The sequence below is a fragment of the Streptomyces sp. NBC_01217 genome (assembly GCF_035994185.1).
Taxonomy (GTDB): domain Bacteria; phylum Actinomycetota; class Actinomycetes; order Streptomycetales; family Streptomycetaceae; genus Streptomyces.
Map to the genome: position 1 here is coordinate 1 of NZ_CP108538.1, position 16,617 is coordinate 16,617.

Below are 16,617 nucleotides of genomic sequence, written 5' to 3' on the forward strand. Positions count from 1 at the left end.
CATCGCTGCGCGATGTGCAAGCGGACTGCCCCGCTGCGCGGGGCAGTTGCGCAACCCGCTCCGCGGGTTGCGAACCCCAGGGCTGCGCCCTGGGGTTGATGAGCGGTTCGCTTCGCTCACCGCGCCCGGCAAAGCCGGGCCAACTCCCTCCCGCTTCGCTCCAGGAGTTGAGGGGGCCGGCCCGCGTTGCGGGCCGGTGGGCCCCGCTGTGCGGGGGGCCCGGCTGGCTGGGTGTCAGGTCCGGCTAATTTGGCCTTGACATAGAGGGGTTGACGGGTGCTTCGCACTCGTCTTTCCCACTCGTCTGAGGGTGTGTCCGCTGCGCTCCCCCACCCTGGATCCTTCCGGCTGCGCCTCCAGGACCTGAAGCCCGCTGCGCGGGCTTGGCTGGCTACGAGGGGAAGGGGCTCTCGTTCGTGCCGGGTTTCAGTGTAGCGGGTGCATCAGGTTGATGCAGCATGTACCGTTGGCGGAAACGCGAGATAGGGTCTAGCGGTTTGCCATAGGTTAATCAACCCATGATCTCCAGCGGGAGTGAGGAGGGTCGCACTGTCCGTTGTCAATTGCTTGCTGGTGAGCACGTTTCGGGCTCACCGACTCCCCAGAGTAAAGGAAAACACAGTCGGGATAGACCGGCTGCATTCCGTACCAGCCGATCGATATGAGGAGGATGAGCATGAGGGAGGCGAGGGGGTGCTTCCACGAGGGAGGACCTGAGAGGGGGCGGATCACGCAGAGAGCGTAAGGCAACCAAGATTACCCACTCACGACGCGGTCCCTCATCGTCCCACGCGTGCTATCTCGTCCTAGAAATGGGCATTATGACTGTCGTTCAGCTCCGAGAACATCAGGTAGACCAGCGGTCGGCGTTCCGAAAGTGGGTGGGATTCCCTGCAAGATCATCTGTGCCCCCTCAGGGTGCCCGGGGCACGATCGTGTCAGCGACCGGCTCGGGCAAGACGATCACTGCCGCCGCGTGCGCGCTGGAGTCGTTCACGGACGGCCGGATCCTCGTCACCGTCCCGACCCTGGACCTGCTCGCGCAGACCTCCCAGGCGTGGCGCCTGGTAGGCCACACCGCCCCGATGGTCGCGGTGTGCTCGCTGGAGAACGACACGGTGCTGGGCTCCCTGGGGGTGCGCACCACCACCAACCCGATCCAGCTCGCCCTGTGGGCCGGGCAGGGGCCGGTCGTCGTGTTCGCCACGTACGCCTCCCTCGTGGACCGCGAGGACATCGACGCACCCGAGGGCCAGCGGAAGGTTCGCGGGCCGCTGGAGGCCGCTCTGGCGGGCGGGGAGCGCCTGTACGGCCAGCAGATGACCCCGTTCGACCTCGCGATCGTGGATGAGGCCCACGGAACTGCCGGTGATCTTGGTCGGCCGTGGGCGGCGATCCACGACAACGCCCGCATCCCCGCCGACTTCCGCCTGTACCTGACCGCGACGCCGCGCATCCTGGCCGCGGCCCGGCCGCAGAGGGGCGCGGACGGCCAGGAGGCGGAGATCGCGACCATGGCCGACGACCCGGACGGCACGTACGGCGCGTGGCTGGCCGAACTGGGGCTCTCGGAGGCGATTGAGCGCGAGATCCTCGCCGGGTTCGAGATCGACGTGCTGGAGATCCGCGATCCCTCGCCCGTCCTCGGGGAGTCCGAAGAGGCCCGGCGCGGCCGGCGCCTGGCGCTCCTGCAGACCGCGCTCCTGGAGCACGCGGCGGCGTACAACCTGCGCACTGTCATGACGTTCCACCAGAAGGTGGAGGAAGCGGCCGCGTTCGCGGAGAAGCTGCCAGAGACCGCTGCCGAGCTGTACGTCAACGACGCCTCGGACGACGACCTAGCGGCCGCGGACCGGCTGCCGAAGTCGTCGATCGACGCGAAGTTCTACGAGCTGGAGGCCGGCCGCCACGTCCCGCCGGACCGGATGTGGTCGGCGTGGCTGTGCGGCGACCACCTCGTGTCCGAGCGGCGTGAGGTGCTGCGGCAGTTCGCCAACGGCATCGACGCCACCAACCGGCGCGTACACCGGGCGTTCCTCGCCTCCGTGCGCGTGCTCGGGGAGGGCGTGGACATCACCGGCGAGCGGGGAGTGGAAGCCGTCTGCTTCGCCGACACCCGCGGCTCCCAGGTCGAGATTGTGCAGAACATCGGCCGGGCGCTCCGGCTCAACAGGGACGGCTCCACCAAGGTGGCCAGGATCATCGTGCCGGTGTTCCTGGAGCCCGGCGAGGACCCCACCGACATGGTCGCCAGTGCCAGTTTCCGCCCTCTTGTAGCCGTCCTCCAGGGCCTCCGCAGTCATGATGAACGACTCGTTGAGCAGCTCGCCTCCCGCGCCCTCACCAGCGGGAAGCGCAAGGTCCACGTCCAGCGTGATGAGGACGGGCGGATCGTCGGGGCCGGCGGCAAGAGCGAGGGCGAAGACCAGGAGCAGGACGACACGCAGGCCGCCGCCGAAGCGGCCCTACTCCATTTCTCCAGCCCGCGCGACGCGGCGACCATCGCCGCGTTCCTGCGCACCCGGGTCTACCGGCCGGAGTCCCTGGTGTGGCTTGAGGGCTACCAGGCCCTCATCCGATGGCGGGCGGAGAACGAGATCACCGGCGTCTACGCCGTGCCCTACGACGTCGAGGTCGAAGTGGGGGTCACGAAGGATTTCCCCCTCGGGCGGTGGGTGCACCAGCAGCGGAAGGCGCTGCGGGCGGGTGAGCTGGAGGAACGGCGCAAGACCCTGCTGGACGCGCCCGAGGCCGGCATGGTCTGGGATCCCGGAGAGGAGGCGTGGGAGAACAAGCTCGCCGCGCTCCGGTCCTACCGGCGGGCCACGGGGCACCTTGCTCCGCGTCAGGACGCGGTCTGGGGCGAGGGCGAGGCGATGGTGCCTATCGGGCAGCATCTCGCCAATCTCCGGCGCAAGGGCGGTCTGGGCAAGGACGCGGACCGGGCGGCGGAGCGCGCGCAGCAGCTGGCCTCGGTCGATGAGGACTGGGACTGCCCGTGGCCGCTGGACTGGCAGCGCCACTACCGCGTCCTCGCGGATCTGGTCGACGCCGACGGCCAGCTGCCCGACATCGCACCTGGGGTGCTGTTCGAGGGTGATGACCTGGGCAAGTGGCTCCAGAGGCAGAAGAATCCGGGCACCTGGACACAGCTGTCGACCGAGCAGCAGGAACGGCTCTCGAAGCTGGGCATGCAGCCCGACCAGGCGCCGTCCCCCGCCCCGGCGGCGGCGCGTACGACGAAGAGTCCGAGCAAGGCGCAGCAGGCGTTCCAACGCGGCCTGACGGCCCTTGCGCAGTGGGTGGAGCGGGAAGGCGTGGGCCGACCGGTACCCCGGAAGGCGATGGAGACCTTGCCCGACGGAAGCGAGACCAAGCTCGGCATCTGGTACAGCAACACCAAGTCCAGGCGGAACAAGCTCACCGCCGAACAACTCGACGCACTACGCAAGCTCGGGGTGGAGTGGGCCGTGTAGCGTCCGGTGCTGGTTTCCATAGCAAGTCGCTTCCGCATCGGCAGACAACACCCTCGGAGAGCAGGTGCACATGAGAGAAGTACGCAAGAGAATCATGGCCGTATCCGGAATGCTGGCGGCTGTCGTCCAGGACGACTTCAAGTTCCCGGCAGGAGTGGGCTCTCGGTGATACCCCAGATCCAGAGGGCGCGTTCGGGTGGACAGTGGCTCGGGACACGGGCCGCCCTCCGCGTTCCCGTCGTACTGATAACTCTCGTCGCCGGCGCGGTGGGAACCGCCTCCTGTGGCCAGGACAGCCCCGGCGTGGCATCGCCACAAGCGCCGAGGACAGTGGCACCTCGTCCCGAGCCGTCCGCAACACAGACCCTGCCGCAGGCCTCCGCTCTGCCCAAGCATGCGGTGACCAGCGACAAACAGGCCACGCTTAGCCCAGAAAGGACGATGGCCACGGGATACACCGGGAACGATTTCCTCACCGGACTGGCAAAGGACTGGAAGATCCGACTCGAAAAGCCCGTCGAGCAGGAGATGCCCGACGGGAAAATGAGGACGTACGTTCACGGGCGCGGCAAGAACGGGATGACCCTGTCGGCCGGCTACGCCGATCACAAGAACATGTCCTCCCTGCTGTGCCGCGCGGGTACGAAGGAACCAGGCGATTTCGAGTTCCTGGCTTCCTGCACAGGTCTCGACGTCGCCGGAATCGACCATGCCAAGGCGTCCTCGTGGCTCGACCGGGCGAAGAAGGAGACCGACTCCCTGTACGAGAAGCAGGTGACCAAGACGGGAATCGAACAAGAGTACGTTGTCAGCGGAGTGTTGGTCTCAGGCCCGGTGAGGATGGTTCTGCACCGCACATACGGGAGGTACTCACTGAGGATCCTCGGAGGCGCAGCGGTGTAGAGGCATCAGCAGGATTTTGGGGTCAAGGCCCCTCGTCCACCTCGGATTGGAGTGGGCAGCCGAGGCCTCGGAGCGCGCGGTGGAGCGCGCGGCGCAGCTCACCGCGATCGACCCGGACTGGAACTGCCCCTGGCCGCTGGACTGGCAGCGCCACCACCGCGTCCTCGCCGACCTGGCCGATGCCGACGGCCAGCTGCCCGGCATCACACCCGGCGTCCTCATGGACGGCGACGACATCGGACTGTGACTGGAGCAGCAGAAGCGGCCGGGCACCTGGGCGCGGCTCCTGCCCGAGCAAGGCGCAGCAGGCGTTCCAGTGCGGGCTGACGGCACTCGCGCAGTGGATGCAGGCGACAGGACACAATGCAAAGGCAACGGAGCTCCTCGGATACAGGCTGTCTTGGTCGACTGCCAATACCAACGAGCTCCGTTGTCCTGCGTCAGAAATCCTTCAACTGGATTGCGTGACCTGTGGAGACGCTAACTCCCGGCCTTGGGTCAAGGCCCAGTGTCCTGTGGAGATCCGCCCCGTCGTTCAGCCAGCCCGGTCAGGCCGACTGGGTCTTCGGCGTTAGCGGGCGGGCTGCTGCGCGCGGTTGCGAATCCGGACTGTCAGCGTGCCGGCGCAGCCGGCGAGTATGCCAAAGACGAGCGCCGCCGACACGCCTGAGCCTACGGAGACGTAATAGAGCAGGGGTCCACCGGTGCTGCCTTGATAGGAGAGGAGCGAGTGCCAGACGCCGCTCACCACCACGCCCAGGGTGATGGCGGCGACGGCGCCGAGCGAGTAGGTGGGGTAGGTGACGCGGTCGAGCAGGACGGGCAGCAGCCGCAGCCCCCACCAGACCAGGGCGAGCAGCGCCACGTCGCCGAGCCGGTACAGCAGCCAGCGCCCGGGAGCGGAGCCGGTGGGCAGGGTCCAGGCGCCAAGCTGGATCCACTGCCGCAGCAGATCACCGGGCTCGGACAGTCGCCCGTTGCCCGTGAACCCGGTCTGTATGCGCCCGAGCACCCGGTCGTTTGACAGGACGGCGAGGGCGATGGCGACCACGGTAGTGCCCAGGGTCGCGGCGAGCCGCGCGGTGGCCGCGGTCGGCACGGACCGGCCAGGTGGGGGTGTCACCTCGGGCCGCAGCAGGGTCATGAGGCCGACGGCGGCCGCGGCGGCGACCAGGGCAGCGCCCACCGGCAGTTCGCGGCCCTGGGACATGGCGCTCGCGAGGCCAGGCAGCAGCCGGAACGCGGCGGAGCCACCGGAAGCGACCATCCAGGGTGCGGACACAGTGACGGCGAGCATGGCCGCGACGATGCCCCAGCCCCACAGGGCCGCCACGGCGACGGCCGCGCGTCCGGTGCCGCGGACCGGCAGCCGGCGCAACAGGGGCACCGCGCCGCACGCAAAGAGCACGACGAGCGCGGTGTAGCGCACCCGCACGGCGGTCTCTCTCAGAGCCGCGTAGTCCGCGCCGTGACCGGGCGCGCCTGCGGGGTCGGTGAACTGCGCTGACGACGGGAGGTCGGTCGACCAAGGCATCGTCCAAGCGACCAGGCGGTTCGCCTGGTCAGGGCCGAAAAACCGTGTGGCGCCGGGCAGACTGAGTGCGTGGGCGCTGGTCCCCGCCCACCACAGCAGCCCCACCAGCAAAAGCGCCCCCACGACTGCGGGTGCTAGGTCCTGTACGGAGTTCAGATCACGGTTCGGGCAATCCGCAGCGCGGAACCGTGTGCGCTTGATAGGCCATCAGGTATGGCACGTGGCGATGTGACCGATGAGCAGTGGTCCCTGATTGAGCCCCACCTCCCGCTGGGAGTATCCGGACCCATACCTGACCTGCGAAAACACTTCAACGCGACGATGTGGCGGTTCCGCACCGGCAGCCCCTGGCGAGACGTGCCTGCCGAGTACGGTCCGTGGTCGAGCGTCTACGACCGCTTCCGTATCTGGACGCGCGAGGGCGTCTTCCAGCACCTGATGGAGACGGTCATCGGTTATGCCGCAGAACGCGGTGAGGCAGACCTGTCGCTGGTCAGCGTGGACTCTGCTACCTCCCGCGCTCACCACCACGCCGCCGGGATGGTTCTGGACGAAGAGCAGTTGGAAGCGCTGGTGGAGGCCGCAGAGTCCGAAAAGGGGGCGGGAAGAAGGGACGGGAGCCGCAATACGATCAGGACGGGGACCCGGAACGAGCCGAGCGGCAGCGGTTGCGGCGACGCCGCCGGGCCCGTTTGAAGGCTGCTGAGCTCGGTCGTTCCCGGGGCGGGCTGACCAGCAAGGTGCACTTGTCAGCCGAACGGCGCTGCCGTCCACTGTCGTTCGTCCTCACCCCCGGCCAGGCCGGTGACAGCCCGCAGTTCGCGCGGGTCGTGGACAAGATCAAGGTCCGTGGCAGGAGGGGCCGGCCCCGCACCCGCCCGGACGCGGTCGCCGGCGACAAGGCGTACTCCTCCCGCCGCAACCGCGCCTACCTGCGCAAACGCCAAATCCGGGCGGTGATCCCGGAGAAGGCGGACCAGACGGCCAACCGCAAAAAGAAGGGCTCGCGCGGAGGCCGCCCCGTCAGTCACGACGCCGAGCTGTACAAGGACCGCAACACGGTCGAGCGGTGCATCAACCGGCTGCGCAACTGGCGCGGGATCGCCACCCGCTACGACAAGACTCCCGAGAGCTACCTGGCCGGACTCCACCTGTGCGGCACGATGCTGTGGCTACGCAGCATCACCCGACGAGCATGATCTGAACTCCGTACAGGACCTAGTACCAAGTCGACAGCGTTTTTCCGTACAGCGTCGTGCGACCGGTGTAGTAGAGGATGGCCTGCTGGTTCCTCCAAGTCCAAAGTATCGGCGCGATGTAGAACAAGAGGTTGGAGGCCCTGATTTGGCGCCAGGATCCCCACCCGCCGCCGCCAGCACGCCACTGGGCCCACTGAATACCCAGGTCGTCGTCCACCACGGCCACATCAATCACGGTGTTGTGTGCCGTGTCAGTATCCGGACCGTAGGAGACCATCGTGGGGTGACTGGTAGAGATATTTCCGTTGACCAACCCCGGGATCTCGATCCAGCGACCGATCCAATCGACGTCATTGTCCGCAAGTCCGCTCGGGTCGAAACTGCCATACGTGTAGTACACGTGACCGTTAGTACCGGTGTGCGTCACATAGAAGCCGCCGTCGTTGACGACTGCGATGGCGGGGGAGTGAAGCGTGGTGCCATCGCCAGGGATTTCTCCCGCTGGGTGCCAACGCATTTCGGAATCGAACCATCCGATGTACATCCTGTTATTGGTACCGCGGTACGTCACCACCAGGAAGTGACCATGGTTGAACGATGCAACGGCGACACTGTTCTGCGCAAAATTTCCGTCGAGGCTGTGCCAGGTTCCTTCCCAGCCGCCGTTAGTGGCCCCACGATACGTCTGATAGAAAATTCCACCATTCGTACCTACGTGAAATACCACCGGGTGCTGGTCTCGCATCGCAACAGAAGGCATATTCTCCGTGCGCCCGCCGCCAGGGATTTCTGAAATCGCACGGAAAGGACCGGCCGACGGAGAGGTGGTAACGTAGAGTCGCTCGTTTTGACCCGAGCCTCGCCACACATGAAAGAGATCGCCGTCATTCCAGCTTGCGGTCGCAACCGCTTCCTCCGAAGGGGCGTCATCGACTTCGTACCAGTTACCCTCAGCTGCGGCAGAGGGGCGGGCCGAGACGACCAACAGCAGAAACGCCGAGAATAGCGCGACAGCGGCAGCCGTAAGGCTCCTCGCTGTTTGTTTATGCTGAATAAACATCAATCTCCTTTTGGTACCCAATTTCTCCGTGGAGGAACTCCTAAAACGGCAACACTCATGATTGGCTTGCCGGATTAGAGTCCGATTTTCACGACCGAAGATCTACAGTCGCCAGCACGGAAGTTGCAGACTGGCGCTGAATGTGAGCTGGTCACTCGAGGCCCCCCTTATGACAACGTTGTCTACGGGGAGGGCCGGCGGCTCACGTCAGCTCTAGAGTGTAGATTTTACACATCTGTGCGTGAGCATGCAAGTTACCCTCACCGTACGGGAGGCCGGCTGAGAGCGTTGTGGTGAACCGCTCTGCACCTCGATGAGCTGCTGTTTTCTCGGTGTGGGTGTGTGCTGGCAGTGTCGGGTGTGTCAATTTAACGGCTGATCTTGGTCGTTGAGGTTCAGTTGTTGGCCGGGGTGAGCCGGCCCTCGAAGGCGATCTGGAATGCGTTGAGGGGTGCTTTCCAGCGCATGGTCCATCGCTTGCGACCCTTGCCGGTCGGGTCGAGGCTCATGAGTGCCATGTAGACGCACTTGAGGGCGGCGGCCTCGTTGAGGAAGTGTCCGCGGGCCCGGACGGCCTTGCGTATGCGGGCGTTCACGGACTCAATCGCGTTCGTCGATCACGGTGCGGGCGGCTCAGGTGAGCCGGTGGCTGTCGTACTCGGTCGGCATGACCATCACCGACGCCATCCACCATGCTGTGCTCCAGGTCCCGGCGTCGGCCTGGACGCCGACCGTCGAGCCCGGCGGCGAGGTCCGCGACGGCGCCTGGGTCGCCGAGATCGGCGGGGACTGCCTGAAGGAGTGGCCGAAGGGGATACGGCTGATCGTCCGCAAGGAGCGCCCGCATCCCGGAGCCCAGCTGCGGTTCACCGACGCCGACGGCATGCGCCTGACCTGCTTCCCCACGAACACCCCCGGCGAGGCGATCGCCGGGCTCGAAGCCGACCTTGCTCGGCGATCACGGGGCGGATGCCGGCCGCCAGAGCAGTCGGCCATACTTGTCGCGGTCCTGGCGGACACGGCCTGACCGTACCGCGTCGAAGCCCCCTGGCGTGGCCTGGCACCACCACGTCGTCATCGTCGTCCCAGGCCTTCGCACCCTCCGGCGGCTCGATGGTCGGCCGAAAGTCGTAGCGGCCGCGGACAGGTCAGACTTTTGCCCCAAGCGGCGAGCCGCAGCGATCCCATAGCGTTCATGTCATGAGCCCCACCTCGTGGGATGGTCTCGCGGTCACCCTCGTTCGGGCTGCCGCAGTGTGCCGACCTCGCACGGCAAAGCGGGCTCGCATTCAGGATTCCAGACGGACGCCCTCGTGACCACCTGGGCACCGGCTTGGTCATGAGACTCCACGAAAGGCGCCAGATGCATCGTGCACCACAGATCGACTCCGGTGCTCGTATCGACGAACCGCCTTCGCCGTCCGGCCAGGGAACCGGTCCGGAGCCGGCGCTGGATCCTGCGGCAACCGCCGCGAACACCCGGCGTCCTCGCCGTGCGGTTCGCCCGTCTGAGTCTGAGGCCCCCGGGCCATGTGGGACGACTTCGCGCGCGGCACCCGGATCCGGTCCGGCCGCCGCGCCTGTCCTGACGCCACGGCCATCGGGCGGATCCACGCATGACCATCCGCTCGCGCCATGGTTCCCCGGACCGACCAGTACCCATCCACCCCAGGAGGCTTCCCATGTCCGACCTGATGCACCGGCTGATCCAGTCAGTCCGGGTCTACACCATGACCGCCTTCGAAGTAGCCGTTCTCGGCGCGGGGGAAGAGCTCACGCCCCCGGATCCGGCTTTGCCTCATGCGCCGGATCCGGGACGCGAGGCTGCTGCTGGAACACCCCTCTGGACTCGGCGTGGGCCCGTTCCCTGCGCTGCCGCCGCCCCGGGGGCGGCGGCAGCGCATCGATGACACTGGAAGAACAGCGAAGGGGCCGCCTGCCCGTCCGGCCGTAGTGGGGAAGACAAGAACATGAACAACAGCACGAACCGCTTCATGAAGTGGCTGGTGCGCGGCCTGGCCGTGCTGGGAGGCACCGGAGCACTGGGGATCGTGGACCTGGGCTTGGCATTGGCTCACCCGCTCGTCATCCTGCTCGCCGTCACCGTAGCCCTGGTTGCTTCGCGGCTGTCGGGTACCGCGCTGGGCGTGGGCGCGCTGGTACTGGGAGCGGCCATGCTTGCCGCGACAATGGGCACTCAGGCGGGCGCTGCGAGCGGTGTTCGGCAGGCCCTGCCGTTCGGGCTCACCGTCGTGGCAGTCACCCTTCTGGTCATCGGGCTGACTGCGTGGCGGGCGGCGCCCAAGCCGACCGCGTTCGCGCTACCGCTCCTGCTGGCGGGGCTGGTGCTGCAGCCTTTGCGCCTGTCCTCCGACAAGATCTCACTGGTGGTATTCGCACTCGTCCTTGCGCTGGCCGGCGTCATCACCGCCAGCACCGGGCTCTGGGTGCGGACGATTCAGATCAGTCGTCGTCGTGGAGAGATGGCCAGGCAGTTGGCGCAGCGCACGAGCATCGCCTCCGATCTGCACGATTACGTCGCCCACCACGTCACCGGCATCGTGGTGCTTGCTCAGGCCGCCCAAAGTGTCGCGGCCCAGCAGCCTCAGGCGGTGCTCCCCGCGCTGCAGCGCATCGAGCAGGCCGGGGACGAAGCGATGACGGCCATCCGCCGCATGGTGACCCTGCTGCGCGAGGCTGGGGCCGAGGCCCGTCTCTCACCACTGGGCACGATCAGCGACATCGCCTCTCTCACCGATCACTTCAGCTCCGCCGACGACATGCGGGTACGGCTGCGCGTCGACGGGGATTTCGACGACGTACCGATCGATGTCCAGTCGGCCGTGCACCGGGTGGTGACCGAGGCCCTGACGAACGTCCGCAAGCACGCCGAGGGCGTACGGGAACTCGAGATCCTGGTCGGCCGCGACACCCGTCTCGACATGGTGACGGTGGAGGTGGCCAACGACGGCCGCAGCCGCGACGGCCACTCCTCAGAAGGGGGTTATGGACTGGCTGGTCTGCGGGAACGAGCTGAGACGCTCGGTGGCTCATTCGTCGCCGGTCCAAGGAGCGAGGGGGGCTGGCATGTGCAGGCCCGCATGCCGGCAGGAGGGGCACGATGACTATCCGCGTGCTGCTGGCGGACGATCAGGCCATGGTCCGGACCGGCTTCTCGCTGATCCTGGGCGTCGAGGAAGACATCGAGGTCGTGGGTGAAGCGAAGGACGGTGTCCAGGCGGTGGAGATGAGTCGCCGCCTCGACCCGGACGTCGTCCTCATGGACATCCGGATGCCGCGGATGGACGGGCTGCAAGCCCTGCGCGAACTCAACCGCCTCGGCCGCGGCTCCCCCAAGGTCGTGATCGTCACGACCTTCGACGACGACGCCTACGTTTACGAGGCACTGAACAACGGTGCCTGCGGCTTCCTCCTCAAGGACTCCGGGCCGAGACTGCTGACCGAAGCGGTGCGCGCGGCCCACTCCGGCGAGGCCCTGGTGAGTCCGGCGATCACGGTCCGGCTGCTGAGAGGCATTCATCCGTCGAAGACCTCCCCCACGGTCGTGTCGGTCTTGTCCTCACGCGAGACCGACGTCGTCCGCCTGGTGGCCGACGGCAAGACCAACGCCGAGATCGCGGCAGCCCTCTTCGTGTCCCTCGGCACGGTCAAGACGCATCTGGGCAACATCCAGTCCAAACTCGCCGTCCGCAACCGCGTCGAGATCGCACTCTGGGCGTGGCGTTCGGGCCTTGTGAGCGATTAGGGAGGGCCGTGCGGGCCAACGCGGCGTTGCCGTCCGTGTGCCATGGTCCTGTGCCTGACGGGCGGACGGCCTTGCCCCGGGGACTTCGGTACGTCCCTGGCATCGCAGGCCCGACGCGTGGACTGGGGCCGACTGGGCACTGGCCTCAACGCCGCTTCCTTCGTCGCAGGCGCGATTCCGGCCGCCTGCCTGCGCGTCCCCGGACGGGCGGCTTACGTGGCCTCGGGCGGGAGGATCTGACGGAGGGGATGGCGGGAGTTCACCTCCCAGCAGCGTCTGTGGGCAGTCCCCCCTGCCGATCGCCTTCCATTCAGCATGAGATCCCCCGAGGAAGCCCTCTCCCGCGTCAGCCCTCTGGTGACCGCGTCGACACCCAGGAGGCACGGCGGTCCGTGCTGTCGTGACGGCCGTGCGCGGCCTTGCTGTCGCCTGACCACCCAGTGCCCGGTCTGGTCAGACCCAGGGTGGCGTCGCCTGTTCGCAGGCCCCTCTCATGCGATGCCTGGTTCAGCCGGTCGGTGCTTGCGGGGCCGGCCATGGGATGGCAGATGTCGCCGACGCCGTGCTCGTCCGCCAGCCAGTCGTGACTCCGGGCGTCGCTGTTGCCTGCGTGACTCCGGACACTGGCCGTCCAGGGCCCTGCGGACCATCCACCGGGTGACGTGGTCCTGCGCCGGCGACTCACCGCGTACAAAGCAACGCGCGCCGATCTGGGCATCGGCATCGGAGGACGTGGATCAGAGCGCTCGGCCAAAAGTCGTAGAGGGGTGCCACAGATCCAACTTCTGCTCGAAGCGCAGCGACGGGTCGCCTCCGTAACTTACTCGTCACGAGCGCGCCTGGGAACGGATCACTTCCTGAATGCGGGGAACTGTCAGCCGCGCCCGCCAGGGAGGACGTGGCCACGCTGGTCGCGGCGTCCTGGAGAAAAGGCGCGCCGTCACCATGATGGCCGCCGAAGTGACCCAAAACCCGTGCATCAAGGAGTACCAGTGAGTGACGCCAGTCAGGGCGCCGCGTATGCAAGAAGCCTGATGAACACAGCCGGCCCCGTGGCGGAGTCGGCGGTGGAGGCCCACACGGTGGGGCGGAAGTACCGCCGGGGCTGGGCCCTGAGGGACTGCTCCTTCCGACTCCCGGCCGGCCGGATCTGCGGGCTGGTGGGCCCCAATGGGGCGGGCAAGACGACTCTGATGTCGATCGCCGCCAACCTGCTGGAACCGACGGAGGGCACCCTCACGGTGTTCGGCGCGCTCCCCCAGTCCGTGGAGGCCGGACGCCGCACGGCCTTCCTCGCCCAGGAGAAGCCGCTGTTTCGCCGCTTCACAGTGGCCGAGACACTGCGTCTGGGCCGCGAACTGAACCACGGCTGGGACCAGCTCGTCGCCGAGCACATCGTCCGCTCGGGCAACGTGCCCATGAACGCCAAGGTCGGCACCCTCTCCGGCGGACAGCGCACCCGCGTCGCCTTCGCCCTCGCCTTCGGCAAACGACCCGACCTGCTGCTGCTCGACGAGCCCTTCTCGGACCTCGACCCGCTGGTGCGCCACGAACTCATGAGCCTGTTGCTGGCCGAGGCCAGCGAACACGGCACCACAGTGCTGCTGTCCTCCCACATGCTCAGCGAACTGGAGAGCGTCTGCGACTTCCTCCTCGTCGTCTCCGCTGGAGGTCTGCGCCTGGCCGGTGACGTGGACGAACTCCGCAGCGCCCATCTGCTCCTGCAGGGCGTCGACAGCGGCGACGGGCCGGGCGTTCCCAGTGAACTCGCCCGCCACACCGTAGTCGAGTGCCGTACCAGCGGAGGACGAACCAGCGCCCTCATCCGCCCGGACGGCCCAGTCAGCGACCAGTGGCAGTCCCGCACCCCGGATCTGGAGGAACTCCTGCTTCCCTACCTGCGCTCCCTCGAAGCGCCGCCACTGATCACTCCCGCGGCCCGGCCGCACAGCCCGGGGGGAGCTGCAGCATGAGCAACCTGACCACGACCCCGGCCGCTGGACCCGGCAGGTCCGCCTCTTCTCCCGCGCCCTCCGCCGCCCCCGGCCGCACCCGAGCCCCCCGGCTCAGCGGCATGACCTGGCTCACCTGGCGCCAGCACCGCGCCGCCTACTGGACCTACCTAGCCGTCACGGCCCTGATCACGGCGTGGATCGCCCACCAGCGCGCCGGCCTGATGGACCACCTGGCCGCCCTCGGCTGGCCGGACTCTTCGCCCGACAAGTGGATGGCGGGCATAGAGCCGTACGTGCAGCAGACTCTCAAGGTCGGCCTGGGCCTTCTTCCCCTGCCCGTCATCCTCGGCGTATTCCTGGGCGCCCCCCTGTTCGCCGGCGATTTGGAGAGCGGCAGCGCCAAGCTCGTCATGTCTCAGTCCGCACGCCCCAGCCGCTGGCTGACCGCCAAACTCGGGATCACCGTCCTGGTGGTCGTCGTGTGCACGGTGGCCCTCTCTCTCGCCTGCGGCTGGTGGTGGAGGCCGCTGATGGAACAGGACGGGAGCATGGGCTGGGACGTGACCGTGTTCAGCAACACCGGACCCGTGCCAGTCGCACTCACCGTCTTCAGCGTCGTTGGCGGCGTCGCCATCGGCATGGTGCTGCGTCGGACCCTGTTCTCCATGGTCGCCACCTTCTTCTTCACCGTCGCCGTCGAGTTGTTCTGGTCCATGAACCGCCTGAACTTCGCGAACCCCGTGAGGATCGCCAATCATTCGGGAGTCAACGGCTCCCCTCCGCTCGTTCCCCCGGGCGGCCTGATGGTGGACAGCGGGTCGTACATCACCAGCTCCGGGAAGACCCTCCCCATGCACACCTGTCTGCACGAGCCGTCGGCGAAAGCCGTCGACATCTGTCTCCAGAAGAAGGATGTCGTCGGCCAGTCGGTGGACTACCTGCCCCTCTCGCAGCTCAGCAGCACGCAGTGGCTCGACGCCCTGGTCCTCTTCGCTCTTGCCATCACTGTGACAGTCTTCATCTTCCTCTGGGGCCGCAAGCGCATCGTCTGACATACGCACCCTCGTCGCCGCCCCTGCCGGGCTTTAGAGCAAGGCCGTGAAGTTACGGTTCCGGGGGCGTTGGCAAGTGCGCTCTGATCTGCGGTGGCCTCGGACGTGAGAAGCGGAGCCCCGGCAGAACTGGCGGTCGACCAAGACAGCCGTTCACAGCACCGGAGGCTCCGCTGTCCGATCAGTGTGTCATCACGCGTGAAATCACGGTAGCCAAGGGCCTGTTCGCCCCCGGGAACCTGGGGGAACTCACCCAGATCGTCCCGTTCTAGTAGGGCTTTGTTAGGTCCTGTGGTGGGGGTCGGGTGTCGGTGCGGGTTGGCCGCATATCGAGCAGGCGCCGGTCCAGGTGGCCAGGAGGGCCTGGAGTTCGCGGAGGACCGCGTAGAGCGTTAGGCCGGCGCAGGGGCTTTTGGGTCGAGCCGCAGGAGGGTGCAGAAGGCCTGGGCGAGGGAGGCGAGGGTGACGTGGCGGTGCCAGCCGAGGTAGTTGCGGCCCTCGAAGTGGTCCAGGCCGAGACCGTCCTTGAGCTCGCGGTAGTCGTGCTCAACTCGCCATCGGATCTTGGCGATTCGGACCAGCTCGCGCAGTGGGGTGTCGGCGGGCAGCGTTGAGAGCCAGTAGTCGGTTGGTTCGGCGCAGCCGGGTGGCCACTCGACGAGCAGCCAGCATTCGGGCAGGGAGCCGTCGGCGGCGCGGCGGATGTGTCGGTTGGCCGGGCGGACCCGCAGGGGCAGGAATTTCGAGCGCATGTCGGCGTTCGGGTTGTGCTTGGTGGCCTTGCTGCCCTGGCGCCAGGTGACGGTGCGGGTGGCTGCTTGTCCGGCTGCCAGGGCCAGCTCGCGCAGGGTGGTGTGCGGCTGGGGGTAGGCGGACACGGGAGGGCGGCCCTGTCCGGAGTATGGCGGGCGCTCGGGCGTGGCGTCGCCCGGGTGTGCGGTCGTGATGGCCTTGACCGCGACGGCGTAGGTCAGGCCGCGCTCGGTCAGGCCCTCGCGAAAGCCGGTGGCGTCGCCGTATCCGGCGTCGGCGACGACCGGCAGGTCGGGCAACTCCCAGTCTTCGCGGACCTCGTCGAGCATGTCCAGGGCCAGGCGCCACTTCTCCCGGTGCCGTGCCGCGTCGGGGATGCCGGCCTTGGCCCGGCGGTGCCGGATCGCGTCAGCCAGCAGCGCATCGTCGCCGTGCTTGGTGTCGTCCCAGCTCTCGGGAAGGAACAGGCGCCAGTCGACGGCCGAGGACGCGCGGTCGGACACCAGATTCACACTGACCCCGATCTGGCAGTTGCCGCGCTTGCCCAGCGCACCGCAGTACATCCGCGCTACCCCCGGCGAGTCGTAGCCGTCCTTGGGAAAGCCCACATCGTCGATCGCGTACGCCTCGGGAGAGATGTGCGCCGCAGCCCAACGGGCCAGGCGCTCCCGAACCTTGGAGTAGTCCCAGGTTGAGGAGGAGACGAACTGCTGAAGCTGCTGGTGGTCAACCCCGAGCCGCTCGGCCATCGGCTGCATCGACTTGCGCTTACCGTCCAGCATCAGCCCGCGCAGATACATCTCGCCCTTGGCACGCTGGTCCCGACGTGCCAGCGAACCGAGCATCTCGGCCGCGAACGCCTCCAGCCGTGGACGGACCTCTTCCATCTCCTCAGGTGTCACACCTGAAAGAAGATCAC

General features: G+C 67.4%; 9 protein-coding genes and 4 pseudogenes. 9 read left to right on the forward strand and 4 right to left on the reverse strand.

The window, feature by feature from the left end:
- Positions 1–821: 821 nt before the first annotated feature.
- The 3 genes and pseudogenes from OG507_RS00005 to OG507_RS00015 all read left to right on the forward strand — a co-directional run.
- Entirely contained in the window at positions 822–3,476 is a 2,655-nt protein-coding gene (locus tag OG507_RS00005) for a DEAD/DEAH box helicase (protein WP_327365026.1), read from the forward strand.
- A 399-nt stretch (positions 3,477–3,875) separates the two neighbouring features.
- Positions 3,876–4,379, forward strand: a complete 504-nt coding sequence (locus OG507_RS00010) for a hypothetical protein (protein ID WP_327365027.1) — start codon at positions 3,876–3,878, stop codon at positions 4,377–4,379.
- 70 nt (positions 4,380–4,449) lie between these two features.
- Positions 4,450–4,738 (forward strand): annotated as a pseudogene (locus tag OG507_RS00015) (DEAD/DEAH box helicase); the annotation flags it as partial.
- A gap of 212 nt (positions 4,739–4,950) precedes the next feature.
- Here OG507_RS00015 and OG507_RS00020 read toward each other — a convergent pair.
- Positions 4,951–6,036 carry a hypothetical protein gene (locus OG507_RS00020; RefSeq protein WP_327365028.1) on the reverse strand — a complete coding sequence of 362 codons (1,086 nt, stop codon included), beginning with the start codon at positions 6,034–6,036 and terminating at the stop codon, positions 4,951–4,953.
- 90 nt (positions 6,037–6,126) lie between these two features.
- Between OG507_RS00020 and OG507_RS00025 the strand changes: the two are divergent.
- Positions 6,127–7,112: pseudogene (locus tag OG507_RS00025) on the forward strand (IS5 family transposase).
- Between the two features lie 19 nt (positions 7,113–7,131).
- Here the strand turns inward: OG507_RS00025 and OG507_RS00030 are convergent.
- Positions 7,132–8,172 carry a hypothetical protein gene (locus OG507_RS00030; protein WP_327365029.1) on the reverse strand — a complete coding sequence of 347 codons (1,041 nt, stop codon included), beginning with the start codon at positions 8,170–8,172 and terminating at the stop codon, positions 7,132–7,134.
- A 395-nt stretch (positions 8,173–8,567) separates the two neighbouring features.
- Positions 8,568–8,789, reverse strand: a pseudogene (locus tag OG507_RS00035) (transposase); the annotation flags it as partial.
- A gap of 14 nt (positions 8,790–8,803) precedes the next feature.
- Here OG507_RS00035 and OG507_RS40230 point away from each other — a divergent pair.
- The 5 genes and pseudogenes from OG507_RS40230 to OG507_RS00060 form a co-directional block, all read left to right on the forward strand.
- A pseudogene (locus tag OG507_RS40230) lies at positions 8,804–9,136 on the forward strand (IS1380 family transposase); the annotation flags it as partial.
- Between the two features lie 1,006 nt (positions 9,137–10,142).
- The gene (locus tag OG507_RS00045) at positions 10,143–11,297 is read left to right on the forward strand and encodes a sensor histidine kinase (protein ID WP_327365030.1); all 1,155 of its coding nucleotides are present in this window, start codon (positions 10,143–10,145) and stop codon (positions 11,295–11,297) included.
- Positions 11,294–11,938, forward strand: a complete 645-nt coding sequence (locus OG507_RS00050; protein WP_327365031.1) for a response regulator transcription factor — start codon at positions 11,294–11,296, stop codon at positions 11,936–11,938. Before OG507_RS00045 ends, OG507_RS00050 begins: the two co-directional genes overlap by 4 nt.
- A gap of 1,034 nt (positions 11,939–12,972) precedes the next feature.
- Positions 12,973–13,911, forward strand: coding sequence for an ABC transporter ATP-binding protein (locus OG507_RS00055; protein WP_327371819.1), 939 nt, complete (start codon positions 12,973–12,975; stop codon positions 13,909–13,911).
- The gene (locus OG507_RS00060; protein WP_327365032.1) at positions 13,908–14,945 is read left to right on the forward strand and encodes an ABC transporter; all 1,038 of its coding nucleotides are present in this window, start codon (positions 13,908–13,910) and stop codon (positions 14,943–14,945) included. Before OG507_RS00055 ends, OG507_RS00060 begins: the two co-directional genes overlap by 4 nt.
- A gap of 392 nt (positions 14,946–15,337) precedes the next feature.
- Here the strand turns inward: OG507_RS00060 and OG507_RS00065 are convergent, their stop codons facing one another.
- Positions 15,338–16,600, reverse strand: coding sequence for an IS701 family transposase (locus tag OG507_RS00065; protein ID WP_442810906.1), 1,263 nt, complete (start codon positions 16,598–16,600; stop codon positions 15,338–15,340).
- Positions 16,601–16,617: the final 17 nt, after the last annotated feature.

What these genes read in the sequence shown, in the direction of transcription:
- OG507_RS00005 (WP_327365026.1), top strand. Translation starts at nt 822, where the DNA reads ATGACTGTCGTTCAGCTCCGAGAACATCAGGTAGACCAGCGGTCGGCG.
- OG507_RS00050 (WP_327365031.1), top strand. Translation starts at nt 11,294, where the DNA reads ATGACTATCCGCGTGCTGCTGGCGGACGATCAGGCCATGGTCCGGACC.
- OG507_RS00055 (WP_327371819.1), top strand. Translation starts at nt 12,973, where the DNA reads ATGAACACAGCCGGCCCCGTGGCGGAGTCGGCGGTGGAGGCCCACACG.
- OG507_RS00060 (WP_327365032.1), top strand. Translation starts at nt 13,908, where the DNA reads ATGAGCAACCTGACCACGACCCCGGCCGCTGGACCCGGCAGGTCCGCC.
- OG507_RS00030 (WP_327365029.1), bottom strand. Translation starts at nt 8,172, where the DNA reads ATGTTTATTCAGCATAAACAAACAGCGAGGAGCCTTACGGCTGCCGCT.
- OG507_RS00045 (WP_327365030.1), top strand. Translation starts at nt 10,143, where the DNA reads ATGAACAACAGCACGAACCGCTTCATGAAGTGGCTGGTGCGCGGCCTG.